The 25,986-nt window shown below is 35.0% G+C and carries 19 protein-coding genes; 12 read left to right on the top strand and 7 right to left on the bottom strand.

Annotated features, from left to right (window positions below):
* Nucleotides 1-38 precede the first annotated feature (38 nt).
* Together AC1DVP_RS16690 and AC1DVP_RS16685 are read right to left on the bottom strand one after the other, a co-directional pair.
* Nucleotides 39-1,436 (bottom strand): cadherin repeat domain-containing protein, encoded by a 1,398-nt coding sequence (locus tag AC1DVP_RS16690; RefSeq protein ID WP_477184620.1) that lies wholly within the window; start codon nt 1,434-1,436, stop codon nt 39-41.
* A gap of 823 nt (nt 1,437-2,259) precedes the next feature.
* Complete coding sequence (locus AC1DVP_RS16685) at nt 2,260-6,333, bottom strand: two-component regulator propeller domain-containing protein (protein WP_477184619.1); 4,074 nt, start codon at nt 6,331-6,333, stop codon at nt 2,260-2,262.
* A 305-nt stretch (nt 6,334-6,638) separates the two neighbouring features.
* Between AC1DVP_RS16685 and AC1DVP_RS16680 the strand changes: the two genes are divergently transcribed.
* The 3 genes from AC1DVP_RS16680 to AC1DVP_RS16670 all read left to right on the top strand — a co-directional run bounded on the left by AC1DVP_RS16680 (nt 6,639) and on the right by AC1DVP_RS16670 (nt 9,486).
* Nucleotides 6,639-7,199, top strand: a complete 561-nt coding sequence (locus tag AC1DVP_RS16680) for a 2'-5' RNA ligase family protein (protein WP_477184618.1) — start codon at nt 6,639-6,641, stop codon at nt 7,197-7,199.
* Between the two features lie 64 nt (nt 7,200-7,263).
* Nucleotides 7,264-8,451, top strand: a complete 1,188-nt coding sequence (locus AC1DVP_RS16675) for a thioredoxin family protein (protein WP_477184617.1) — start codon at nt 7,264-7,266, stop codon at nt 8,449-8,451.
* Between the two features lie 309 nt (nt 8,452-8,760).
* Nucleotides 8,761-9,486: a DUF4386 domain-containing protein gene (locus tag AC1DVP_RS16670; RefSeq protein WP_477184616.1), complete on the top strand. Its 726-nt coding sequence runs from the start codon at nt 8,761-8,763 to the stop codon at nt 9,484-9,486.
* Nucleotides 9,487-9,700: 214 nt separating this feature from the next.
* On the opposite strand, the gene AC1DVP_RS16665 is transcribed toward AC1DVP_RS16670, so the two are convergent.
* Entirely contained in the window at nt 9,701-10,399 is a 699-nt protein-coding gene (locus tag AC1DVP_RS16665) for a LytR/AlgR family response regulator transcription factor (RefSeq protein ID WP_477184615.1), read from the bottom strand.
* A gap of 81 nt (nt 10,400-10,480) precedes the next feature.
* Complete coding sequence (locus tag AC1DVP_RS16660; RefSeq protein WP_477184660.1) at nt 10,481-11,515, bottom strand: sensor histidine kinase; 1,035 nt, start codon at nt 11,513-11,515, stop codon at nt 10,481-10,483.
* Between the two features lie 162 nt (nt 11,516-11,677).
* Between AC1DVP_RS16660 and AC1DVP_RS16655 the strand changes: the two genes are divergently transcribed.
* The 8 genes from AC1DVP_RS16655 (at nt 11,678) to AC1DVP_RS16620 (ending at nt 22,582) form a co-directional block, all read left to right on the top strand.
* A complete protein-coding gene (locus tag AC1DVP_RS16655; RefSeq protein ID WP_477184614.1) occupies nt 11,678-13,063 on the top strand; it encodes a TolC family protein in 1,386 nt (461 codons plus the stop codon).
* 220 nt (nt 13,064-13,283) lie between these two features.
* Nucleotides 13,284-16,568, top strand: a complete 3,285-nt coding sequence (locus AC1DVP_RS16650) for an efflux RND transporter permease subunit (protein ID WP_477184613.1) — start codon at nt 13,284-13,286, stop codon at nt 16,566-16,568.
* On the top strand, nt 16,558-17,646 hold the full coding sequence (locus tag AC1DVP_RS16645; protein ID WP_477184612.1) for an efflux RND transporter periplasmic adaptor subunit: 1,089 nt from the start codon (nt 16,558-16,560) through the stop codon (nt 17,644-17,646). The genes AC1DVP_RS16650 and AC1DVP_RS16645 overlap by 11 nt, the downstream gene beginning before the upstream one ends.
* A gap of 312 nt (nt 17,647-17,958) precedes the next feature.
* Entirely contained in the window at nt 17,959-18,726 is a 768-nt protein-coding gene (locus tag AC1DVP_RS16640) for a toll/interleukin-1 receptor domain-containing protein (protein ID WP_477184611.1), read from the top strand.
* Nucleotides 18,727-19,207: 481 nt separating this feature from the next.
* Nucleotides 19,208-19,534 (top strand): GIY-YIG nuclease family protein, encoded by a 327-nt coding sequence (locus tag AC1DVP_RS16635; RefSeq protein WP_477184610.1) that lies wholly within the window; start codon nt 19,208-19,210, stop codon nt 19,532-19,534.
* A 198-nt stretch (nt 19,535-19,732) separates the two neighbouring features.
* Entirely contained in the window at nt 19,733-20,881 is a 1,149-nt protein-coding gene (locus AC1DVP_RS16630) for an IS4 family transposase (RefSeq protein ID WP_477184609.1), read from the top strand.
* Between the two features lie 70 nt (nt 20,882-20,951).
* Nucleotides 20,952-21,347: a hypothetical protein gene (locus tag AC1DVP_RS16625; protein ID WP_477184608.1), complete on the top strand. Its 396-nt coding sequence runs from the start codon at nt 20,952-20,954 to the stop codon at nt 21,345-21,347.
* 908 nt (nt 21,348-22,255) lie between these two features.
* Entirely contained in the window at nt 22,256-22,582 is a 327-nt protein-coding gene (locus AC1DVP_RS16620; RefSeq protein WP_477184607.1) for a GIY-YIG nuclease family protein, read from the top strand.
* A gap of 573 nt (nt 22,583-23,155) precedes the next feature.
* Here AC1DVP_RS16620 and AC1DVP_RS16615 read toward each other — a convergent pair.
* Nucleotides 23,156-23,968, bottom strand: coding sequence for an SDR family NAD(P)-dependent oxidoreductase (locus tag AC1DVP_RS16615; RefSeq protein ID WP_477184606.1), 813 nt, complete (start codon nt 23,966-23,968; stop codon nt 23,156-23,158).
* A gap of 105 nt (nt 23,969-24,073) precedes the next feature.
* Nucleotides 24,074-24,661: a TetR/AcrR family transcriptional regulator gene (locus tag AC1DVP_RS16610; protein WP_477184605.1), complete on the bottom strand. Its 588-nt coding sequence runs from the start codon at nt 24,659-24,661 to the stop codon at nt 24,074-24,076.
* A gap of 313 nt (nt 24,662-24,974) precedes the next feature.
* Here AC1DVP_RS16610 and AC1DVP_RS16605 point away from each other — a divergent pair, with 313 nt between their 5' ends.
* On the top strand, nt 24,975-25,589 hold the full coding sequence (locus tag AC1DVP_RS16605) for a YdeI/OmpD-associated family protein (protein WP_477184604.1): 615 nt from the start codon (nt 24,975-24,977) through the stop codon (nt 25,587-25,589).
* Between the two features lie 230 nt (nt 25,590-25,819).
* Here AC1DVP_RS16605 and AC1DVP_RS16600 read toward each other — a convergent pair whose 3' ends face one another.
* Nucleotides 25,820-25,972, bottom strand: coding sequence for a hypothetical protein (locus tag AC1DVP_RS16600; RefSeq protein ID WP_477184603.1), 153 nt, complete (start codon nt 25,970-25,972; stop codon nt 25,820-25,822).
* Nucleotides 25,973-25,986 lie beyond the last annotated feature (14 nt).

Raw genomic sequence — 25,986 nt, 5'->3', positions numbered from 1 at the left:
TATTTTATTTATTAATGTTATAACAAGGTAATAACTAACTATTTTTTTGTTATGAAAGCTCTTTCCAGTTCAGTATCAAGAATAACTTTATACACGCCTGGAGCAGCAGGATATTTAGCATTACCGTTTTCACCTGGTGACATAGTTGCAATACCATTTTTGATAAGTCTCCAAGATGGGTTCCACCATTGTCCTGTAAATGTTGCTTCTATAGTTCCAGTAAGCGTATACTCACCCACTAACTGATATGGATTGTTAGGATTGTTTGCTAAATGAAGTCCTGTTTGAACCCATCCATTCCAAGTATCCCAGTTAGCATCTTTGATTCCGCCTCCGCAGACACTTACGAAAGGTCTTCTTAGCGCTTCATCATCATGCCATAATCCGTTTGCAATATCAGCCCAAACTTTACTTGTTGGGGTATATTTTGTAACTGTGTATGCTAATGTATTTGGATTCACTTTTATTTTATAGTATCCTTTTGTTGGCAGAACAATTGGTGCCGAAGCAACATCATCTGTCAAACTTCCTGATGCGCTCAATCCAAAACAGTGCGGTGCAAAATCAGACTCTTGCCCTAAGAAATAAACTTCTTTATTATCTGCGTTAGCATAATATTTGAATTCGAAATCCTGTCCGTTTTTATCATGGAAATACATTGGAACACCAACTGCATCTGTTGTAAGATTTGTCCCTTTTGGCTGATCGCATAAATAAATTGCAGGATACTCATTGGTAGCAACCACATTAATATTTAATGCACCCGTGTTTGGTATCGCAAATTTATCTCTTGCAGTAATTGTCAATACATAATTAGCGGCAGTTACCGGCAATGTATATATTTTACTGAAAGAATATGATTGAGGCGAACCTGTTAATTGCACTGTTTCATCAATACCTAAAGCAACGCATTTTACTTGAACAAAATCGATACCTGAATTATCATTAACAGTGAAATTCACCGGCATTTTATTGCTTGTTGACAATAAAACAACAGCTCCTTCTTTTGGAGTTATCATTGTTATGGCAGGAGCATCAAACTCTCCGTCTAAACGCAGATTAATATCCTGATCAACTGAGTTATTAGAAACGTCTGTTAATGTCAGCTTAATTTTAAAAGCTTCTGATGTTCCTCTATCAGCAGGGATTTCAAAAAAGTAGCTCAAATCATAAGTTGTTACCAAAGGCTCTGTTTCAAATGAGATTACTTTATCTAACGACAGTTCCGGTATTTGAATTCGTACACTTCTTAATCCTAAATCATCTGCCAAAGCAGCTTTAATTTCAAATTTTCTGTTAGGAGCACCATATATTTCTGTTGTGCCTACAGCCAGCGTAGGTTTTTCTGATGTTGGAAAATCATCTTCATTATCTTGACATCCCGTAAAAAGGACTGCAAAAAAAGCAAGAAAAAATAAAAATTTAATTTTTTTCATTTCTTTAATTTTAAAGGTTATTTATTGGTTTTGTTTTTTTTTTTGTAATTATTTAAACATAAACAAGACGGGTTGTTTTTGTCGGATTTAATAAATCAAATATTATATGATCCAATAACTTTTTTGATTTTAAGTGTCCCTTCATATTCTGCAACAAATTATTGCTGTAAGGAAATTTTTTTTTGTTTTTTTTCATACGGGTTTTTTTAGATTAATTGTTAGGGTTTTGGCTATTTATAAGTGTTTATTTTACATTTTTAATTTTAAGAAAAAAAATTATTCGCAAGAGCTGATAAATTAAGTTGCTAACAGATTACACAAATAATGTTTTTAATTAAGTATTCCTTTTTAATATTCATTTTTCGACAGATCCGGCAATCGATTCAAAATTTATTATAGATTACGAAAACGATTTTTATTTTTATTTAGCATACTCCTAAAATATACTATTAACAAAACTTATTAAATTGATAATAATACAACGTTGTAGTAACTATAAGTGCAAAGTAATGATTAGTTCCAAAGCTTTAGGAGGGGTAAATTGGAAAAAAAAGGAGGGCAAAATTGCAATCAGATAGTTTTTAGCTAAGAAAAATACGAAATAATAAAAAATAACAGTTGATTTTTAAACGATGTGTAATTATTGTTTTATACTTTCGACAGATTCATATTTTTTAAATAATGACATAAATTTGAAAAAACAAGGATATAATTACCTATTCATACTTAAATGATGCATCACTATTTTAACGGAATCAAAAAATAAATCGTGAAATGAAATCTTAAAAACACAATTGGGAATACTTTCCCTCCGATTTAAATATTAGCTGATAATATTTAAATCGGAGTTAAAAGAGTTTTTGTATTTCTTGATGTACTCCGAAGGCGTTATTCCAAAAAGCTTAACAAATTGCTGTCTGAAATATTTTGGATCTTCAAAACCTACCTCAACACTTGCCTGGGCAATATTCATGTTTTCGGTAAGCATTAACATCGCGGCTCTTCTTATACGTATAGAGCGAATAAATGCATTTAGGGTTTGCCCGGAAATGATTTTAATTTTAGTATACAGCGTTCTATGGCTCATTCCCATTTCGGCGGCAAAATTTTTAATCGTAAAATCACGCTTGTGAATATTGGCCTCAATAATAAAGATACATTTTTTTAGAATTTCCTGATATTCGGCAGGAACCTTTTGGGTATTCTCTTTTAAAGTAATACTGTCCAGAAAATATGTTCTTAAATTACTGCGGCTTTTTAATAATGATTCAACACGGGCAACAAGCAAATCATCATCAAACGGTTTGGTTATGTAATCATCTGCTCCATCACTTATTCCCTGCAGATGTGTTTCAGGATTTTTGGATGCGGTTAACAATATTACCGGAATATGAGACAGATTGCTGTTCTCTTTAATTTTTCGGCATAACTCAAGTCCGTCCATCACATCCATAGCGATATCACTGATAACCAAATCCGGCATGTGTTTTTTGGTCAGTTTTAAACCTTCTTCCCCATTATCTGCACTGTATATTATATAGGTATCTGAAAAAAGCCGAATCAAATAATTCCTGATATCGGTATTGTCATCTATAATCAAAAGTGTGCGCTTATCGGTGAGCATCTCTTTATGCAGTTCGTGCTCAGAAACTGCATGGGTTGCCACATCTGCAATCTCCTCGATATCGTCTGTCATTAATTCTTCGACTAACGGGCTCAATTTTGGAGTAACTATGTTAATGTGCAGATCATCAAAATGATCCTGACCTTTTAAGAAAGTTAATTTGAATGTGCTTCCTTTTCCTATTTCACTGGTACAGCTTACTGTACCTTTATGTTTTTCGACAAAATATCTAACGATGTAAAGCCCTATTCCAAAACCGGAACTCCCGCCAACCGGAACCTTCGAATTCACTCTTTTAAATTTCTCAAAAATAGTTTCCAAATCATCTGTTGCAATTCCTGTCCCGCTATCCAAAACCTCTATAATTACATTGGTTTCAGTTTCAGATAAATTAAGGCTGATTTCTCCTCCAACCGGGGTGAATTTGAACGCATTGGAAATCAAATTAAACAAGGAAATCTCAATTTTCTCGTAATCACCTATTATTTCAATATTGTTTTCCGGTATTTGAAAAGTATAGTCAATATTTTTATCCTTTGCCTGATTTACAAAACACTGATGTATTTCATAGCAAAGATTATTGACATTTATTACAGACATCTTGAGCTCATCGGCATCATTTTCAGCTTTGCGAAAAAGTAATAGCTGATCTACTAAACTCAAAAGCCTTTTAGCATTTCTATGTGCAATGACTAAATCGCTTACCGAAGAACTATTTTCGGTATGGCCTTTTTTAATGGCCTTTTTCAACGGATTTATAATCAATGACAAAGGCGTGCGGAACTCATGAGAAATGTACGTGAACATTGACGACTGCTTCTCGGCAATCTCCTTTTCTTTGATTCTTTCTAATTCTGCAATTTTTACTTTATACTTTAATTTTTCTTTGTTTTTATTGTATCTGATGTACCCGTAAATAATTCCTGCTCCTGCCAATAAATAAAAACTGTATGCCCACCACGATCTATACCATGGCGGTGAAACAATAACCGTAATAAGACTTTCTTCTTTGTTCCAGCCTCCTCTAAAATTTGTTGTTTTTACTTTAAAAACATACTTGCCTTCTGCCAGTTTCGCATAATTTGCCTTTCGGGCCTGACCCACATAATTCCAGCGGTCATCCCAGCCATCCAAGTAGTAGGCATAATTAATTTTATCGGCATTATTATAATCTAATGCCACAAATTCTATTGATAATGTAGTCTGATCATAAGGCAGATTCACTTCTTTAATTCTGCCGGAATCCCATCCCGAAATAAATTCGTTTTTACTTTCTTCTATAGGCTGGTTATTTAAATAAAAATCAGTCAGCAGTAAATTATTCTTCTGATTAAACTCTTTTATATCTTCAGGGAAAAAGGAGTTGAAACCATTTATTCCCCCAAAAAGAAATTCTCCAGTAGATAATTTCAGACCGGCATTAAAACTAAACTGATTGCTTTGCAGTCCATCATTGACCGAAAAATTCCTGAATGTTTTACTTTTTTTATCAAATCGGCAGATTCCGTTGTAAGTGCTCATCCATAAATTCCCGCCTTTATCTTCCAGCAGTCTCAAAATCGTATTGGAAGGCAAACCATCATCTGTCGTCAGTCTTTTAAACTTATTTGTTTTCCGGTCAAACAGCAGTAATCCTCCTTCTTGTGTACCTAGCCAAAGATTTTTGTTTTTATCTTCATGTATGCATCTTATAGGATTCCCAATAAGATACTTCTTGTATTTTCTGTCTTTTTTATCTATAGCTAATAACGATGTATAATTACAGCCCCAAAACTTACCGTCACTCGCCTCAATAAGGCACTGCAGATTATCAATGGTTTTATTAAAAAGCACAAAACTGTTTTTAGTCCTGTCAAATAAATACAAAGAGCCTTCATTGGTCGCACTGGCCCAAATATCCCCATCAAAATCTTTATAGACAAACCAGATATTTTTCTCAATCTGTTTAGTAAATGGGTTATAACATGAAAAACTTGTAATACTGTTGGTTACAGGATTGATACGGTTTATACCTCCAGCCCAAGTTGACACCCAGATCTCATTATTATTATCTCTTATTATTCCGGTAATAAAATTACTGCTGATTTTATGAGACGAAGCCGCTGAAGTGCTATAAATTGTATAGGTATTATTTTTTTTGTTCCAATATTTCAAACCTGCCCCATCGGTTCCTATCCACAGATTCTTTTTCTCATCTTCGCAAAAAGACAGTATGAAATTTTCGGCAGGATCGCTGTCCTTTTCATTAGATCTAATGTTTTTAAAATATTTTGGACTATTACCTATCATGCTTATACCGCCACGCAAAGTGCCAATCCACATATTTCCCGAAACGTCTTCATGCAGGCTCCATATCGAATTACTCTTCACAAGCTGTTTACCTTTGGCCAAGCTGTATGGGACTGCTTTTTTATTTTCGCCAGTCACTTTATAAATACCGCGTCCATCTGTAGTTGCCCACACTTCTTTTTTCTTGTCTATATGAATATCGGTCACCGTACAGTTAACCGGCAAATAATTGGATGATAATAAATTAGTACGTGTGTCAAAAGAATACAGCCCGTCATCTGTTCCCAACCAAAGAGACGCATCTGCTGAAAGCTTCATGCATTTTGCTTCCATTGAAGACGAATACACTACCCTCAATCTTTTTGAATTATAATTATACTGACAAATACCCACATTTCTTACATATACCCAGCAACGGTTATTTTTTGGATCATTTTCAAGAACAGTAGCATTATAGTTGTATAACAGTTTATTGGATTGTTCAAGACGGAGATTCTTTCCAGTATAGGAGCCGTTTTCGTAAATAAGCACCCCGTAATTTTGTGAAGCGACTAACACCTGTCCTTTTGAAACAGACCGAATCTGATGAACTATATCTTTTAAGACTTGAACAGTATTGTTTTTTGAAACAAAAACTAGAGGATGAAAAACAGATTCTCTTTTATCAAAAACACAGGCTCCATTTGCACCTCCAACCCATATATTTTTTTTAGAATCGCCCTCTATATTATAAATAGTATTGAACGACAAGGAATTTTTGTCATTAATCTTATTGCGGTACACTTTAAAATTATAACCATCATAGCGGTTTAATCCGTCATAAGTGCCAAACCACATAAAACCATCACTGTCCTGATAAATTGTCGTAACCGAATTATTAGACAATCCATCAGATATATCAAGAAATTTAACTGAGTACTCTTGTGAAAAAGCAGTCAAAGAAAAAGCCAGTAACAGTATAAAATGCGGTATAAAATTCTTCAAGAAAGTAGGTTTAAGAATTAATTTTTTAATACGTGTAAAAAACACAATTAAACGGTCCAAATTTACCAATAACAAATAGAAACAGCGAAACAAAATACTTATAAATTGCTTCTTCTTTATTAAAATTAGCATGCTAAGTTAGTTGGTATTTGAGTTAAAAACAAACAAAACCAGCTTTAAACAAATCTTCCATATCCTGACTTACGCTTTTATAAGAATACTAAGATACTTGAAAAATAAATCTTGGAATTTTCTTAAATTTTTAACTTAATGGCAGAAATCTTTATTTTTACAAAAAAAGATACATGGAAAAGCTATATTCCCTAGTTATTCATCCTCCGGAGGACATTCTCATTTTGGTCAAAACAATGAAAGAGCAATTGGCCTCCAAAGTGGGCTGGTACAATAGTAAAAACTCCGTAGGACACATTACCATCTGCGAATTTAAAGCAACCGAAACTGCGATTGAATCCATCAAAAAACAAATAAGCACACTATGCGATTCTTTGACTCCCGCTACAGTACACTTGAACAGCTTTGGTTCCTTTCCCAACGGCGCATTTTTTATAGCACCCGACAAAAATTCAAAAAAGGATTTGAAACACATCATGAAACGTTTTAACAAATCCCTTCAAATTCAGGGCATAAAAAAAAGCGACAATCCGCATCTCTCTATTGCCCGAAGGCTAAGTCCCGAAAATCTAATAAAAGCCAACCATTTATTTACCGAAATCGATTTGTATTTTGTTTGTGACAGCGTGGTTTTACGCCAATTTGACGAGAACATAAAACAGTTTTTTGTAACTGATACTTTTCCGTTTAACAACAATCCTCAGCCACAATTAATACAAGGAACTCTGTTTTAATACAGCCAAAAACATTAAATTGCAATTTCAAAACATCAATGAATTAGCACCAAAACGTCAATAAATGAAAACTTCTGCAAAACATACCTGCATTATTATTTTATTGCTATTAACAGCAACGCTAAAGGCACAAAAAGCAACCATAAATTTTATAGAAAACGATTATAAATTGGCACTTGAACAATCCAAAGCGTCCAAAAAAACAATTTTTGTCATGGTCTACGCCACTTGGTGTACCCATTGCAATAAAATGAAGAATACCGTTTTAAAAGAGCCAGCTGTGATTACTTTTTTCAACAGCAATTTCATTAATGTAATGATCGATTCTGAAACAGCCTGCGGAAAAGACTTTATGAAAAAATTTAACATAAAATCCTTTCCCGCCTTTCTGTTTTTGGACGAAAATGAAACCCACCTTTACAGTACCGGAGGCGAATTTACTACCGAAGATTTTATTAATGAAGCTCAAAAAGCGTTAAACCCAAATATGCAGCTGCCCTATTTGGAAAAAAAGTTTAATGAAGATGTAAGGAATCCCGAAAACTGCATTATTTACTTAAATGCTCTAAGGAAAAGTATTGATTCAGACAAAAGCGACGACGTTACTGCCAAGTATTTAGCAACCCAAAAAGACCAGCTCATAACTGCTGTCAATTGGAAAATCATAGCCTTTGGTGTTAATGAACTGAATTCAAAAGGATTTGAAACAATCATAAATCATCAAAATGATTTTGCCAAAGTGGCTTCGCCAAAAAGAGTCGAAACCAAAATTGTAAGCATAGTCAATAAAACATTAAGACAGAATGTTAATTATTTGGATTCCGTCAGCTATTCCAAAAACAGAATTCTGGCAAAAAACAGCAATCTGGCAAAAGCAGATTCTTTGGTTTTCAGGTATGATTTACAAATATATGAAGCCTCAAAAAACTGGAAAAAGTACCAGCAGACCACTCTAGAATCTGTAGAGAAATGGGCATGGAATGATTATTCGGCTATCAATGAAATTTGCAAAGTCTATGTTGAGCATGTAAACAAAAAAGAAGATTTAACCACAGCAATTTCTTGGGCAAAACGTTCAATTGAAATTAAAAATTCTGCCGAAAGCACGCTTTTATTAGCCAGACTGTATAACAAAATCAATGATAAAAAAGCAGCAATCGAAAATGCAAAAAAAGCTAAAAATATAATCACGGCGATGGGCTGGAACACCAAAGAAATTGATCAGTTTTATACGGATTTAGGAATCAGGTGAATTCAAAATTGACATAAAAAATATTGCTTTTTTGAACTATTCCAACTATCATTCTAATCATTTTTAGGCTAATAAAAATAGCCTGAAAAAAGGATTTTCTCTTCACACGAGCGATAGCGAACTGGCGAAGCAATCTGGGCTAGGGCATTTGGCATTCAGAAGAAATTTATTACATCATTTCAAACAAAGTCAAAACCATTACCAGCTTTCACCAGACAAAAATATGATTTTATATAGATACCGTTTTTTTTAAAATACTGGTAACAATTTCATATTTTAACCGTCATACTTTAAACTATGTAATCAAATATGAAACTTTCTCTCAAAAATTTTGAAGGCTCTCCACAGCTTTATGCAAGGATAGCTGGAGTACTTTATCTAACAATTATAATAGCAGGCGTATTTGGAGAACTTTTGGTTCGAAACAAATTACTTGTTTATGGAGATGCAACTGCCACCGCAAACAATATTATGCATTCAGAATTGCTATGGAGAATTGGCATCAGTGGCGATTTGATTATGCATATTTGTGATTTGCCTGTAATGGTAATTCTGTATTACCTGCTTAAGCCCGTAAACAAAAAACTTGCCTTACTTAACTTGTCTTTTAATTTAATACAAACTGCTGTTTTGGTAGTCAATAAACTGAATCTGCTGGCTGCGTTATTTTTCTTGGGAGATGCTGAATATCTAAAATCATTTAGCCCTGATCAACTGCATGCATTATCTTATCTTTCCATTAAACTGCATGATTTTGGTTTTGGAATCGGTTTAATCTTTTTTGGGTTTGTCTGTCTTTTTGAAGGATATTTGTTTTTTAAATCCCGTTATTTCCCAAAAACAATTGGAGTTCTAATGTCAATTGCGGGTTTATGTTATCTGACAAATAGTTTTGCACTGCTTCTTGCTCCGCAATTTTCAAGTATCACATTGCTAATGCCATGTTTTATTGCAGAACTGTCACTTAGTTTATGGCTTATTTTTAAAGGTGTAAATCTGCCAATCTGGAAAACAGCGGTTAATCAAAATTTATAAAAGGAGTGTTTTTCAATCAATCAGATAATTCCCTTTAGAAATTGATTAATTTTAGACGGATTTGGGAAAAAATAAGTTCAAATAGTGTGGTTCCTCGTGCCTCGGAATGACAAAACATGAAAGATAGATATAAAAAAAAGCCTGCAGGAAATTAATCTCAGCAGGCTTCATTTTCGAAATAATTGGATTAGTAAGCACTTTTTATTTCTAAATTTTATTTTTTCAACCGGTCGGTTAATTCTCTTCTGTAAGTGATCCCAATAGGCAGTTTTTCTTTTTTAATAAAAACAAAATCTTTGTCAGCATCATCAATTTTATTGATAGCAACTATATAGGATTTATGAATCCGGATAAAGTTTTTTTCGGGAAGGCCTTTTTCTAACTCGCTGGTAGTAATCGAAGCCAAATACGTTTTCTTGGCAGTATGCAGTTTCACATAATTACCAAAACTCTGCGCATATAAAAGCTGGTCTAATTCAATATCTGTCAAATACCCGTCGATTTTCACGCTTATAGAATTGACAACAGCTTCTTCGGGTTCGGTTTTTATGATTTCTATGGAGAAAAAACGCTCGATAGCCTTTAAAAATCTTGGGAAATAAATAGGTTTCAAAAGATAATCAATCACGCCATAATCATAACTTTCGAGAGCAAATTCAGAGTAAGCAGTCGTTAAAATCGTTTTTGGATAAATTGGAAGGATTTTTAGCAGTTCCATACCTGAGATTTCGGGCATATTGATATCTAAAAACATCAGATCAACTTTGTTCTCCCGAAGATAATCCATCGCTTCAATGCCATTATAAGCCTGAAACATCAATTCTAACTGCGGGTTTTGCTTGATATAATTCGCCAAAACATAATGCGCTGCCGGTTCATCGTCAACAATAATACATTTTTTTGGTTCTTTCATCTGTTTATAATATGTTTTTTATCGGAGGATGTAACGCCTAGATAATAATTCCTCTGTTTTATCTTAATCATGGGCGTTTCATTATACAATCTTTTTTAGCTGCAGTTTCAAATCTACAATGTAAGTATTTTTATCATCTTTAATATCCAGTTCGTAATCTTTTCCATAAATCAGATTCAAACGCTCAATGGTGTTTTTCAAACCAATTTTTGTCGAAACCACATCGGTTTTCTTCGGAATGGAATTCACAACATGCAAATGCAGTAAGCCGTTTTCGACAGTAATAATGATGCGCACAAAACATTTTTCGATAGCGCAGGTTCCGTGTTTAAAAGCATTTTCTATAAAAGCAATCAACAGCATCGGAGAAACTTTATAGGCGTTCTCATTGTCAATTTTGCAGTCGTAAGTAATCTCACAGCGATAACCTACTCTCTCTTTTTCCAACTGAATATAACTGTTAATAAACTCCAGTTCGTCTTCCAAAGAAACACATTGCTTGTTATTACTTTCCAATTGATACCGCATTAACTGCGAGACTTTCATAATCAAATCGGGTGTTCTTTCAGGAAATTCTAAGCTGATTCCGTAAAGGGTATTAAAAGTATTGAATAAAAAATGAGGATTTAATTGTCCTTTCAGCGAATTCAGCTGCATCTGATTGAAAAGCAGCGTTTCATCTGTTTGTCTTTTATTAATCCTATAGAATTTAAAAACAATTATCGGACTCAAAATACAAACCAATGTCCCTAAAACACTTGCCAATTGATAAACATAACTTCTTTGATGGGAGTTTTGATACAAATGGCATTTGGCAAACATCTCCAAAGACGTAATTTCATATAAGACTATTGAAAACACGAATACTGCCAAGAGAGTTAAAACAATATAAGTTAGCGGTCTTTGTTCTTTGAATAATATGGGAAGTATAAAAAACCGGTTAAATTGGGCATGCATATACAAAATGCAATAGAAAAAAATCCCCATCAAAATAGAAATGAAAGAACTAAATAACATCCAATCATTTTTCAAGGTATAAATCGTAAATGAAAAAGCAACGACAGCAATTTCCTGCCACCATTTATTCTCCATTATATCATTAAACTTTTTGTTCATTTTCATACTTAAATAGTTTACAAATTAACCACAATTTTTTAATTATTATTACCAATAAATGACCAATTCAATTGGTCATTTATAATTGCAGTACATCATTTAAGGACGCTTATATCCGCTTAAGAGAAATAATTTTGAAGCATAATTTCTTATTTGAGTTTTATGTATTTCAAAAAAATCACTTTATTATTTTTCTTGGTTTTTGCCAGCTCCGGCTTTTCACAAACCCTGTCTTTAAAAGAAGCCATAAAAACAGGTCTTGAAAACTACGGTGCTGTAAAAGCAAAAAGCAATTACAGCAAGGCTTCGCAGGAAACACTTAAACAGTCCCGACGCGATTATCTTCCTAACTTAAACCTATCCGCTCAGCAGGATTACGGGACAATCAACGGTCAGAATGGTGCTTTATACGGTTTCAATGGTTTAGGAACGGCTTCTTCAGGACCAGCACTTCCGGAGCAAAACTGGAATGCTGCATTTGGTGCTTTGTACCTCGTCAACATGAACTGGGATTTTTTCACTTTCGGAAAAGCGCAGGAAAAAATCAATTTGGCCAAAGCCGATGTTCAGACGAAAGAAAAAGATTTGAATCAGGAAAAATTCCAGCTGCAGATTAAGATTTCGTCAGCTTATTTAAATTTACTGGCGAGCCAAAGATTATTGATTTCACAGCAAAAGAATCTGTCCCGTGCCGAAGTTTTCAAAAAAACAGCCGTTGCCCGCGTGAAAAACGGATTATTGGCCGGAGTCGATTCTACATTAGCCACCGCCGAAGTTTCGAAAGCTAAAATCGCTTTAAATCTGGCTCGAAATTTCGTCAAAGAACAAAACAACAAACTGGTCGATTTGATGGGCGCTGCACCTCATGATTTCATAGCCGATACGCTTTTTGTGAATCAGATTCCGAAACAATTAGCTTTCGCAGAAAAAGCTCCTGACAGTCTGCATCCGCTGTTACAATTTTATAAAACCAAGACCGATTACAGCAATCAGCAGGTCAAATTATACAAACGTTTTTATTACCCAACCATGAGTGCGTTTGGTGTTCTGCAGACTCGGGCATCTGGTTTTAATACAGGCTATGCCATCGATCAGACTGCTTTTACCAAGAACTATTGGGACGGTGTAAATCCTGATCGCACTAATTATTTGGTCGGAATTGGAATCAGCTGGAATCTGACGACTCCTTTTAAAATGAGTAAACAGGTAAAAGCGCAGAAGTTTGTTACCGAAGCCTTACAGGAAGAATACAATCAGGCGGACAGAGAATTGAAATCGCAATTGGCATTGGCTGATGATAAAATAAAAATCACGCTGGAGAATTACGCCGAAGCTCCGATTCAGGTGAATGCTGCACAACGCGCCTATTTACAAAAATCAACTTTATATAAAAATGGATTGACGGATCTGACCGATTTAACACAAACCATGTTTACTCTAAATCGTGCCGAAATTGACCGCGACATTATCAATAACAACGTGTGGCAGTCTTATTTGCTAAAAGTAGCGGCCACGGGCAATTTTGACTTATTTACAAATGAATTTTAACCTATAAATTTAAACACATAGAAACATAGTCAGCATTGGTTTTATTTAGTCGTTTCACTTAATTTCAGAATACATAAGCTATGCGACCCGAGACCGAAGGTCGAACAGGCGAAGCAAAACCAAGTATTGGTCTATGACAATCTTTTTTCTATGATTCTATGTGTTTCATTTTTTTTATCTCTTAAATATTTAATAATTTGAATTTTAATAAAAAATCCCAATGAATTTAATACGTTTTGCACTCCGCAAACCCATCTCTATTTTAGTATTGGTGGCCGGTTTATTTTTCTTCGGAATTGGTGCCATCAAAGACATCAAAGTAGATATCCTCCCGAAAATGAATTTACCGGTAATCTACATTGCGCATCCGTTTGGAGGTTATACACCTGACCAGATGGAAGCTTATTTTGCTAAAAACTACGTGAATATTTTACCTTTTGCCAATGGCGTAAAATCGGTAGAAACCAAGAATATACAAGGGTTAATGATTATGAAATTAACCTATTACGAAAATACGAATATGGCTCAGGCTGCTGCCGAATTGAGTGCGCTGTCAAACAGAATTCAGGCGGCATTTCCTCCAGGAACACAACCGCCGTTTATCATTCGTTTTGATGCTTCTTCGCTGCCAATCGGACAATTAGTACTGAGCAGTAAAATACGTTCCAATAATGAATTACAGGATTTGGCCAACGTCTACGTTCGTGCTTCGTTTACTTCGATTCCGGGTTTATTATCGCCGGCACCTTTTGGCGGAAGCCCAAGAACGGTAGAGGTTAACGTCGATCCAGATTTACTCCGTTCACACAATATGACACCTGATCAGATTGTGGAAGCGATTCGTGTGAACAACCAAACGGCTCCTTCTGGAAATGTTAGAATCGGGAATACCAATTACCTCACGCCTACTAATAATACGATCAAAGAAATTAAGGATTTTGAACAGATTCCGCTGTTTAAAGGCGGTGTTCAGAACTTAAAATTAGGTGATGTTGCCACTGTAAAAGACGGAGCCGATATTACCAACGGATACGCCTTGGTAAACGGAAAACGCTCGGTTTATATCAGTATTGCCAAAGCGGGAGATGCTTCGACCTGGGATGTGGTTCAGAAATTAAAAGCAGAACTGCCTAAAATTCAGAGCACACTTCCTGAAGATGTACAGCTTTCATACGAATTTGACCAATCGGTTTACGTAATCAATTCGGTTAAAAGTTTAATTACCGAAGGAATTATCGGTGCTGTTTTGACCGGTTTAATGGTGTTGCTTTTCCTTGGCGACAGACGTGCCGCTTTGATTGTAATTCTGACGATTCCAATTTCGATTATTTCGGGAGTTTTATTTTTGAAATTATTTGGGCAGACGATCAACTTAATGTCTTTAAGCGGACTAGCATTGGCAATTGGAATTTTGGTGGATGAAAGTACGGTAACTATCGAAAATATTCACCAGCATCTCGATATGGGAAAACCCAAAGCACTCGCCATTTGGGATGCTTGTCAGGAAATAGCTTTGCCAAAATTATTAATCTTGCTTTGTATTCTTGCCGTATTTGCACCCGCTTTTACAATGGTAGGAATTCCGGGAGCTTTGTTCCTGCCGTTGGCATTAGCGATTGGATTTTCGATGGTGATTTCATTTTTGCTGTCGCAGACATTTGTTCCTGTAATGGCAAACTGGCTGATGAAAGACCATCCAAAACACGAACATGCGCCAAATATTACGGATGATGAAGCCGAATTTAACGCCTGCGGACTGACTCCTGAATCGGAGAAAGAATTGATTACGCAGAAAAAAATGATGGTCGAAAGAGATGATTTTAATAACGATGGAAAAATAAGCCGTTTTGAAAAATTCAGATTGCGATTTATGAAGACCTTAGATCGTTTGTTTCCATACAAAAAAGTAACCGCTTTGGTTTATCTTATAGGAATTACGGTTCTTGCTGTTGTGTTTATTTCGTTTATTGGAAAAGACGTTTTCCCGAAAGTCAATTCAAGTCAGTTTCAATTGAGAATGCGCGCTCCAGACGGAACACGTTTGGAACGCACCGAAGAAAAAGCAATTTTAGTATTGAAAGAATTGAAGAAAATGGTGGGCAATGAACACATCGGAATATCTTCGGTATATGTTGGTCAGCATCCGTCCTTGTTCTCTATCAACCCGATTTATCTGTTTATGGCAGGTTCTCACGAAGCTGTTTTCCAAGTGAGTTTGAAAGATTATGAAGCGGATATGGACGAATTTAAAGATGATCTTAGAGCCAGAATTAAAAAGATTCTGCCCGATGTAAAAATTTCATTTGAGCCTATTGAACTGACCGATAAAGTATTGAGTCAAGGCTCTCCTACTCCAATTGAAATCCGAATTGCAGGAAAAGACAAAAAACGAAATGAAACCTATGCTAATCAAATTGTAGCCAAACTTCAAAAATTCTCTTATTTCAGAGATGTGCAAATTGGTCAGCCGATTCATTATCCTGCAATGAATATTGACATTGACCGAACACGTGCTGCCGAATTGGGCGTGGATATGAATGATATTTCGCGTTCGCTGATTGCTTCTACCTCATCATCGAGATATACGGAGAAAAACACCTGGATTGATGAAAAATCAGGTTTATCAGTGAATGTTCAGGTTCAGGTACCGCTGAATCAAATGAAAAGCAAAACCGATATCGGAGAAATTCCAGTATTAAAAAACTCGCTTCGTCCCGTTTTAAGTGACGTTGCAAAAATTACACCAGGCTTTGTAAGCGGTGAAAATGACAATTTAGGAGCCATGCCATACATTACGGTTACAGCAAACATCAATCAAACCGATTTAGGGACGGCGGCTAAAGATGTAGCTGCAACGATAAATTCATTGGGCGAATTACCGCGGGGGTTATTCATCAATCCAATTGGGATGAGTAAAGTATTGGAAGAAACATTAAGCAGTTTACAAGTTGGATTATTAGTCGCCATCTTCGTAATCTTCTTAATGCTGGCCGCTAATTTTCAGTCATTCAAGGTTTCGTTAGTGATTTTAACAACAGTTCCTGCGGTAGTTTTAGGAGCGTTATTAATGCTGACCATTACAGGTTCAACGCTCAATTTACAGTCGTATATGGGAATCATTATGTCGGTTGGGGTTTCGATTGCCAATGCCGTTTTATTGGTTACCAATGCCGAGCAATTGCGAAAAATAAATGGTAACGCTTTAGAATCGGCACGTGAAGCTGCGGCGCTTCGTCTTCGTCCTATTATCATGACTTCGGTGGCGATGATTGCAGGAATGTTACCAATGGCAATTGGTCATGGCGAAGGAGGCGATCAGGTTTCTCCGTTGGGTAGAGCCGTTATTGGCGGATTGTTATTTTCGACTTTTGCCGTATTGCTAATATTGCCTTTGATTTTTGCCTGGGCGCAGGAACATACCTCAACACAATCCGTTTCCTTAGATCCAGAAGACGAAGAAAGCATCCATTATATCTCATCAATAAATCCGAAAAATGCAAAATAAAATTATACAACCGACCGCGCTGTTTTTTACAGCACTATTTATTCTGAGCAGCTGTAATTCCAAAAAAGAAGAAACTGCTGTCACAGAAATCGAACCTAAAACAGAAACTTTTCTTTTGACAAAAGAAAAACTAACAACCGAATTGCGTTTACCAGCCGAATTAACTGGTTTTCAGCAAGTGGATTTATACGCGAAAGTGAGCAGTTTTGTCAAATTATTAAAGGTTGATATTGGAACCGAAGTTAAAAAAGGACAGCTTTTGATTGTTTTGGAAGCTCCCGAAATCAGTTCGCAATTGGCTGCTGCCGAATCGAGATTAAAATCGATGGAAGCCATTTATTTCACCAGCAAAAGCACCTACAACCGTTTGTATGAAACGAGCAAAGTAGAAGGAACGATTTCCAAAAACGATCTGGAAATGGCAAGCGGCAAGAAAAATTCTGATTATGCGCAGTATCAGGCGGCGATTGCAGCGCACAAAGAAGTTTCGATTATGAGAGGTTATCTTGAAATCCGCGCTCCTTTTGACGGCGTTGTAGCAGCTAGAAATGTGAATTTAGGAACATATGTCGGTCCTTCCGGAAAAGGTTCCGATCTGCCATTATTGACCATTCAGCAGCAGGATAAACTGCGTTTGGCGGTTTCTATTCCGGAGCTGTACACGGGATATTTACACAATGGCGACGAAATGAGTTTTAATGTAAAATCACTGCCTGATACTTTCAAAGCAAAGATTCAGAGAATGTCCGGCGCTTTGGACTTGAAACTGCGTTCCGAAAGAGTTGAAATGGACGTTCACAACACCAGCGGCAATTTACTGCCCGGAATGGTTGCCGAAGTGCTGTTACCGCTTAACGCAAAAGACAGCACATTTGTAATTCCAAAATCGGCATTGGTAAATTCTGCTGAAGGTACTTTTGTGATTAAAGTGGTAAACCACAAAGCCACTAGAATCGATGTCAAAAAAGGAAGAGAAATCGATGATAAAATTGAAATATTCGGTGATTTAAATTCAAATGATAAACTGGTAAAAATCGCCAGCGAAGAAATTATAGAAGGTGATGATATAAAAGAATAGTTTTTTTATTTGGTTAATTTGGGGCGAAAGTGCTGTAAGACTTAGGTTTTACAGCATTTTTTTTTTGGAGCTGATTCCTGCTATTCGTTTCAATCTTTTGTGCCTCTCGTCTTTTGGGACGAGACGGCACAAAAGGATTTTCACTGCTATCAGGGCTAGAGTTTTTGTGGTTTATCAAGATGTTTTATACTCTAAAAATTCTTCTGTTAATTTGTGAAAGTCTAGCAAATACTTGCTAAATAAATTAGCTTTAAGCACATTCAACTACAATAATAACATTTAGCTATATTTGCCGATATAAAAATTAAACTAATGAAAATATTTATTTCACATTCATCAAAAAATGCAAATTATGGACAAGCCATAGTAGATTTATTAGTTGCAATTGGCGTAAATAGCGAGCAAATTATTTTTACGAGTAATGATGCTTTTGGAATTCCCACAGGTCAAAATATTTTTAACTGGTTAAAAGCAAAAATCACTGAAAAACCACACGTTGTATACTTACTTTCAACAGCTTATTACTCAAGCATTGCTTGCTTAAATGAAATGGGAGCTGCATGGGTCGTAGAAAATGAGCATACAATGATCTTCACTCCAGAATTCAATATATCAAGTTATGAATTTCAAAATGGTGCGCTTGATCCAAGAGAAATGGGTTTTAAAATTAATAATCACGACAGAGTGGTTGAATTCATTGAAACACTTCGCAGAACTTTTCCAATCTCAACAAATGCTGTTTTAGTCGGACAAAAAATCAGAGAATTTATTGAAAAAGTTAATTCTTTTCAAGTACCAAATGAGAGTTTACCAATTAATAAATCTAATGTCGAAGAACCAAAAGCCTTAAATGAGTGGAAAAAAAGCACAGCTCAAAAAATTTACAATAATTTTTCAATCTTGGAACAACAATTTTTTAAATCAATGATAAATAAATCGGGGGTATTTGAAGCACAACGCGTTCCGCCTTCATCCATTAAAACATTCATAGAAAAAGAGATAATTGTAAACACTGAGAATGGTTTGGAACTGACAGAATTAGGAAGATCTATATGGATGGAAACTATATTTATTTCCTAAACCAAAACCGATCGCGCAGATCTACGCAACGATAACGCAGAATTGCATCGCGCTAACGTGAATGCAATGTCATCAAATTAAAAAGAAGTCTTGATTTCACTAGGAATGTTAAGTCTTATGTGTGATCTCTTCTGCGTCGAGATGACACTTTGCGTATTATTCGCTCCTATTTCGTTCAGGTTTTGTCATTCCGAGGTACGAGGAATCACATAAAGTTTGTCACGTACTTTGTATTCTCTAAACTTAACATTGGGTATATTAGCTATTATTGTACTAAAGTAAATATTAAAGAGTTACTTGTGTGATCTGCTTCGCCTGTTCGCTATAGCTCGAGTCTCCTTCGTCGAGATGACAAACTTTGCGTATGATTCGCCAATATTTCGTTCAGATTTTGTCATTCCGAGGTACGAGGAATCACATAAAGTTTGTCACACAATATGAAGCTTTTTTTATCTTAGTTAATAGTATAAATTATCCAAATATGATTGAATACACCGAAGGTTATCATAGCTACTATGTTTATATTATTACAAATAAATATAGATCAACTTATTATGTTGGTATGACAAATAATTTAGGACTAAGACTGCGGCAACATAAAGAAAACATAGAAAAAGGAAATAAAACTTTTGCTTCAAAATATGGCATTGAATTTTTAGTCTATTATGAAAATTTCACATGGGTTGAGCAAGCAATCGCTAGAGAAAAAGAAATTAAGGGATGGAGAAGAGAAAAAAAACTAGATTTAATTCGTTCGTTTAATGATAATTTTGAATTTTTAAATTACCGTTTTGAAAGTGGATTTTGACACTTTATTTTATAGTCTTAATCGCTAAAAAATTGGTTTGAAGAAATAGATTGCGGAGCTGCTTGTGTGATCTCTCCTTCGTCGAGATGACAAACTTTACATATAATGCCTGCTCGCGCAGATTTACGCAACGATAGCGCAGAATTGCATTCATAAGTGTTCGAAACCTTAAAAATACTTATTTTTGAACTAAAAACGATGAAAGTTTCTGATGTTTTAAACTATATTCCTAAAGCAGAATTAGAAAGATTATTATTAGAGTATAAAGTTAATTATCAAGTTAAGAAACTTGACGGTCAAACTATATTTCAGTTGTTGCTATTCTCAATGTTAAACGTTCGAGAAAATAGTCTTCGGATAATGGAGGAATTTTACCATTCATTAGCTTTTAAAAATATTGCAAACAATAGCTTTGAAGGGGTAAAATATAATTCAATAAGAGATAGACTCGTTACTATTAATCCTGATTATTTTGAAGCAATTTTTAATAGTTGTCTTACCCAATTTCAAACTAAATATTTAAAGAAAAAGCATAATATCATTTCTTTTGACTCCACTATGGTTACAATTTCATCAAAATTATTAAAGGATGGAATGAAACTTAATAAGAAAGGAGATAAGAAATACGTAAAATTCAGTATGGCATTTTCAAACGTGCCAATTCATTCAAAAATATTCACAGAACAGCAGTTTCTTTCAGAAGAATTTGCATTAAAGGAATTAATAAATGAATGTCCATTAAGTACTAATAATATCTTAGTTTTCGATAGAGGTCTTCAGGCTAGATCTAGCTTTGAAGAGTTTAGCAAACAGGATCAGATTTTTGTAACACGTCTTAATAATTATGCTCGTTTTGAAACAATAAATGAATTAAATATTGTCGAGAATGAGACAGAACGATTAATTATAGAACAAGATTTACAAGTAACGCTATTTGACAAAAGAAATAAAAGAACCAAAAATTTTTTACGTTTGATTATTGCTAAAGAAAAAGAAACTAAGGAAGTATTTTATTTTCTGAGCAATAGTAAGGAATTGACATCTAAAGAAATAGTGGAGATTTATAAGCAAAGATGGGAAATTGAGGTTTTCTTTAAATTTATCAAACAAAATTTGAATTTTAGTCATTTACTAACCAGAAATGTCAATGGAATAAAGGTCGTTATGTATATGACTCTAATTATGGCAATTCTTCTAAATGTTTATAAAAAGCTGAATAATCTCAAAGGATATAAAATTCCAAAACTAAAGTTTGCTAATGAATTAGAGGTTTTAATAATCAAAGACATTGTAGAAAAATGTGGCGGAAATTCTAATCAAGTTGATGATATTCTCAAACCTAAATAAGGTTTCGAACACTTATGAATGCAAAACTGCGCTAACAGCGACTTTGCGGATGGGAAGAAATACCTACATTATGAATAAAATATTTTTTTTGCTATTACTTTTTACTGCTTTTTCTTTCGGTCAGGAAACAAATAAAAACACTAAAATAATCAGAGGTTTTGTTTTTGAAGATTATTGCCTGCCAGCACAGGTAGAAGTTAGTGTAAAAGGAACAGCTGTGAAAACGTTGACAGATGCAGATGGAAAATTTATTATACAGGCAAAAGCTGGTGATGTTTTAATTATTTCAACTTTCGGAGGAAGACCAATTGAAATTACTGTAACTGAAAAAAATTGCTATACAGCCCAATTATTCAAAGACACGGGATTATATTACCATACTAAAAAAGGTGCTAGAAAAACAAAGAAAATCAGGCGCAAGACAATACGAAAGTATAAACAAGGCTTTTATGATTGTAACGACTAACGATATAATAAAACAGCTCCATTAGGAGGATTTGGATCCACTGGCTCGAATGCAATCTTCATTAAGTTAAGAGAATAATGTTAATTATATAAGGATTGTGGAGTTACTTGTGTGATCTCTCCTTCGTCGAGATGACAAACTTTATGGATAATGTAAACCTATTTTGTTCCCGTTTTGTCATTCCGAGGTACGAGGAATCACATAAAGTTTGTCACACACTTTGTATTCTCTAGACATAACATTAGCTAAATTAGCTATTATTATACTACAATAAATGTTACGGAGCTACTTGTGTGATTTGCTTCGCCTGTTCGCTATCGCTCGAGTCTCCTTCGTCGAGATGACAAACTTTATGGATAATGTAAACCTATTTTGTTCCCGTTTTGTCATTCCGAGGCACGAGGAATCACATAAAGTTTATCACGAACTTTATATTCTCTAGACTTAACATTCGATAAATTAACTATTATTGTACTAAAGTAAATGTTACGGAGCTACTTATGTGATTTGCTTCGCCTATTCGCTATCGCTCGAGTCTCCTGCGTCGAGATGACAAACTTTATGCATAATTCACACCTATTTCGTTCCCGTTTTGTCATTCCGAGGCACGAGGAATCACATAAAGTTTATCACGAACTTTATATTCTCTAGACTTAACATTCGATAGATTAGCTATTATTGTACTAAAGTAAATGTTACGGAGCTACTTATGTGATCTGCTTCGCCTGTTCGCTATCGCTCGAGTCTCCTACGTCGAGATGACAAACTTTGCGTATGATTCTCTCCTATTTCGTTCAGTTTTTGTCATTCCGAGGTACGAGGAATCACATAAAGTTTGCTACGCAATATGATTTTTTTTTATATTAGTATTGATTGAAAGTGTTCTAAGCAGTATAAATTATCGAAATATGATTGAATATACAGAAGGTTATCATAGCTATTATGTTTATATTATTACAAATAAGTATAGATCAACTTATTATGTTGGCATGACAAATAATTTAGGACTAAGATTGCAGCAACATAAAGAAAACATAGAAAAAGGAAATAAAACTTTTGCTTCAAAATATGGTATTGAATTTTTAGTCTATTACGAAAATTTCACATGGGTTGAGCAAGCTATCGCTAGAGAAAAAGAAATTAAGGGATGGAGAAGAGAGAAAAAACTAGATTTAATTCGTTCGTTTAATGATAATTTTGAATTTTTAAATTACCGTTTTGAAAGTAGAATTTGATACTTTATGTTATAGTCTTAATCGCTAAAGAAATTGGTTTGAAGAAATAGATTGTTAAATTATTTGTGTGATCTGCTTCGCCTGTTCGCTATCGCTCGAGTCTCCTGCGTCGAGATGACAAACTTTACGCATAATTCGTTCAGTTTTTGTCATTCCGAGATACTAGGAATCACGTAACAAGAGTCGGCATACAGAATCACTAAAAGTGAGTATCTAATGCGATTCCTCATTCTTCGGAATGACAAAACAATGACTTTATATCCTTAACTTAATGACATTGCACTCGTACCAGCCCTGAGGACTACAATCGGCAAAAGTTTTTATGAAAAACTAAATTTCTCGTTTAGCCCCGATGGAAGTGAAAATCCTTGTGAGCCGGGGTTCGGCTCACAAGATTGTAGTGGACAGCGGGACTAAAGTTCTTATGAAAATGGATTTTCTGCTCCTAAAAATCATCTCGTTATTCTGCCACTCCCGAGAGAGTTCAATGGAAACATCTCCTCATAAAAAAACGAGATCGTTTCTAAAAAGAAACAATCCCGTTTACTGAACTTAAAAAAATCAGAATATTAATTATCTATGTGCTGCTGCAGAAACGTCAGCCCATTCTTCCCAGACAGCAATTTTTTGTTCGTAGGTTTGTTTAGCGAATGGCAAGGCCACTTTTCCTAAAAATAGTCGCAGAGGAGGATTTGCAGCTTCTACCAGTTTGATAATCGCCGGAACTGTAGCACTTATTGTCCCGAAAGTATCAGGATCATGTCCATCTACAATTGCTTTTTTTAGTCCATCATAAGCATCGATGCTCTGGCTGTTGAATCCATTACCCCAGATATCAGTAGCATAACCGTTTGGCTCTAATAAAGTTACATTGATTCCGAATTGTTTCACTTCTGAAGCCAGCGTTTCAGTTAGACCTTCAACGGCAAATTTAGAAGCATTGTATAGTCCTAAAACGGGCAAAGCGACAATCCCTAAAATAGAAGAAACCTGAATGATGTGACCGCTTTGCTGCTTTCTCATAATAGGCAGGACAGCCTGTGTTAACCATAAAGTTCCGAAGAAATTGGTTTCGAATTGTGCTCTTGCTTCGCTTTCGCTGGCTTCTTCAACAGCACCGTTTAAAGCATAACCGGCATTGTTAATCAGGATATCAATTTTTCCGAAATGCTCTTGCACTTTTTTAACTACTTCGAACGATTCTTCGCGTTTGTTTACATCTAATTTTAGCGGTAAAATCGCATTTCCATATTGTGCTTTTAAGTCGGCTAAGGTGTCAATATTTCTTGCTGTTGCAGCTACCTGATATCCTTTTGCTAAAAATGCTTCTGCCCAGATTCTTCCAAATCCTTTTGATGCTCCTGAAATTAAAATTGTTTTTGACATGGTTTCTAATTGTTAATTGTTGATTATTAATGTTGTTACTATTGAAATTGTTTTTGTTATTAGTGCTTTAAAATGACCTATCGGTCATTTTTTTGATAAAAAAAATTAGAGGCTGTTTTCCTCTATCATTGATTTTAGGGTACTGGTAATTATTTTCATCTTATCATTATTGCCTGACATTCTTGATATTAAGTGACCGCCTTCCATCATGGCAACGATTACGGTGGCAAAATCGACTGCATTCCAGTCGGCTCTGAATTCAGAATTGGCAATTCCTTTGTTTATACTGGTTTCTAACACCTTCTGATTTAAATTGATACCCTTATTTATTTTTTCTTTGATAACTGGATTAGTGTCATCAGCCTCTGTCCCGAAATTCAATAAAGGACAACCTCCGGTAAGGGGCGGATTTACAGCATTGCTGAAGAAATCGATGTATGTAAACAACTCCTCTTTGGCTGTTTTGCTTTTGGCCAGTCTTGCCATCAATTTGTCTCCCAATACTTTCATATTGTAATCTACAGCAGCGCAGGCAAGGACTTCTTTATTTTCAAAATGAACGTACATACTTCCCTTAGACAATTTGGTCGCTTCCATAATATCACTCATAGCAGTTGCTGCAATCCCTTTTGTGTTAAAAATGGGAGCGGCTTTTTCTAAGATGAATTGTCTGGTTTCTTCGCCTTTTGTCATGATAATTGTTTCTTTACTTTATCTATTCTAAAGAATTACAGCGCAAATATATGACCGATTGGTCATATATCAAAATTTTTTATCATTTATTTTTGATAGCGGTTATTTTAACCTGACAACGCAGATCTACACAACGATAGTGCAAAATTAAATTCTGTATCCACAAAGTAAAGCAGACAAAGCGTATAAAATTGCTTAATAACAATCCTGTACTTCTTATATTTGTAAGAATAAAGAATGATATGGCAACAAAATACAAAACAACACCGCTATCAGACGGAATATAGAAACTACAAATTAAATTCATCAATCAATGGAAAATTATAACAAAGACGTTACTGCTTACATTGCAAAAATGGCTGACTTTGCAAAACCTATTCTAACCCATTTAAGAGAACTAATTTTTAGTACCTGCCCCGAAGTAGAAGAAAATATTAAATGGGGAACTCCGCATTATTCCTACAAAGGCGACCATTTAGTTATGATGGGCGGTTTTAAACAGCATTGTTCTTTTAGTTTGTACAAAGCTGAATTGATGAAGGATGAGGACATACAGGCAAGTGTAAAAGCAGGTAAAAAATTCGGTTATATGGACAAAGTCAAAGATATATCTGAACTGCCTGACAAGAAAATTTTAATTGCATATCTCAAAGAAGCGATAGCATTAAACGAAAATGGCACTGCGAAACCCAAACCAGTAAAAGAGAAATCAGCAGTAGAAGTTGCTGCTCCTACAGCATTTATCGACGCATTAAAAAAAGACAGCAAAGCAACCGAAATCTTTGAAAATAAATCGCCTTCATTTCGTAAAAATTATATTATCTGGATTGCAGACGCAAAGACAGATGAAACCAGAAATAAAAGAATTACCCAATCATTAGAATGGATAGCAGAAGGGAAAGACAGATTTTGGCAATCTAAAAAATAAACCTCCACGCGTAAAGTACAACACTACAACCGGCTAAAATTTTTATGAAAAACTACACTTCTCGTCTAGCCCCGATTGCAGTGAAAATCCTTGTTGCCCGGGGTTCGGGCAACAAGATTGCAGCGAAAAGATTCTGTGTTGATTTTCTAATAAATCTAAATTTTATTTTTTAWTTTTTATCATTAAATTTGTCCTCTAAGTCGGCCATAGAGCTAGACTGTATAGCGTGCTTATGCCTTTTGTGCTTGCACGCTATTTTTTTTATAATCCTTGTCGTAAGTTGTTTTGTTTTTATAAAGAACATAAATCAATTCCAATAACTTTCTCTGAACGGCGACACATCCTTTCATTTTAATCCCATGTTTTGCTACTTTTAATCCCATGTTTTGCTACTATT

The organism is Flavobacterium sp. P3_A6 (assembly GCF_056403035.1).
The sequence above is the reverse complement of the archived record's forward strand: the minus strand, read 5'-3'. Positions and strand labels throughout refer to the sequence as shown.

Bases quoted from the DNA above. Each gene is read 5' to 3' on its own strand.
- AC1DVP_RS16690 (WP_477184620.1), bottom strand. From the start codon at position 1,436: ATGAAAAAAATTAAATTTTTATTTTTTCTTGCTTTTTTTGCAGTCCTT.
- AC1DVP_RS16680 (WP_477184618.1), top strand. From the start codon at position 6,639: ATGGAAAAGCTATATTCCCTAGTTATTCATCCTCCGGAGGACATTCTC.
- AC1DVP_RS16675 (WP_477184617.1), top strand. From the start codon at position 7,264: ATGAAAACTTCTGCAAAACATACCTGCATTATTATTTTATTGCTATTA.
- AC1DVP_RS16670 (WP_477184616.1), top strand. From the start codon at position 8,761: ATGAAACTTTCTCTCAAAAATTTTGAAGGCTCTCCACAGCTTTATGCA.
- AC1DVP_RS16665 (WP_477184615.1), bottom strand. From the start codon at position 10,399: ATGAAAGAACCAAAAAAATGTATTATTGTTGACGATGAACCGGCAGCG.
- AC1DVP_RS16660 (WP_477184660.1), bottom strand. From the start codon at position 11,515: ATGAACAAAAAGTTTAATGATATAATGGAGAATAAATGGTGGCAGGAA.
- AC1DVP_RS16655 (WP_477184614.1), top strand. From the start codon at position 11,678: ATGTATTTCAAAAAAATCACTTTATTATTTTTCTTGGTTTTTGCCAGC.
- AC1DVP_RS16650 (WP_477184613.1), top strand. From the start codon at position 13,284: ATGAATTTAATACGTTTTGCACTCCGCAAACCCATCTCTATTTTAGTA.
- AC1DVP_RS16645 (WP_477184612.1), top strand. From the start codon at position 16,558: ATGCAAAATAAAATTATACAACCGACCGCGCTGTTTTTTACAGCACTA.
- AC1DVP_RS16640 (WP_477184611.1), top strand. From the start codon at position 17,959: ATGAAAATATTTATTTCACATTCATCAAAAAATGCAAATTATGGACAA.
- AC1DVP_RS16635 (WP_477184610.1), top strand. From the start codon at position 19,208: ATGATTGAATACACCGAAGGTTATCATAGCTACTATGTTTATATTATT.
- AC1DVP_RS16630 (WP_477184609.1), top strand. From the start codon at position 19,733: ATGAAAGTTTCTGATGTTTTAAACTATATTCCTAAAGCAGAATTAGAA.
- AC1DVP_RS16625 (WP_477184608.1), top strand. From the start codon at position 20,952: ATGAATAAAATATTTTTTTTGCTATTACTTTTTACTGCTTTTTCTTTC.
- AC1DVP_RS16620 (WP_477184607.1), top strand. From the start codon at position 22,256: ATGATTGAATATACAGAAGGTTATCATAGCTATTATGTTTATATTATT.
- AC1DVP_RS16615 (WP_477184606.1), bottom strand. From the start codon at position 23,968: ATGTCAAAAACAATTTTAATTTCAGGAGCATCAAAAGGATTTGGAAGA.
- AC1DVP_RS16610 (WP_477184605.1), bottom strand. From the start codon at position 24,661: ATGACAAAAGGCGAAGAAACCAGACAATTCATCTTAGAAAAAGCCGCT.
- AC1DVP_RS16605 (WP_477184604.1), top strand. From the start codon at position 24,975: ATGGAAAATTATAACAAAGACGTTACTGCTTACATTGCAAAAATGGCT.
- AC1DVP_RS16600 (WP_477184603.1), bottom strand. From the start codon at position 25,972: ATGGGATTAAAAGTAGCAAAACATGGGATTAAAATGAAAGGATGTGTC.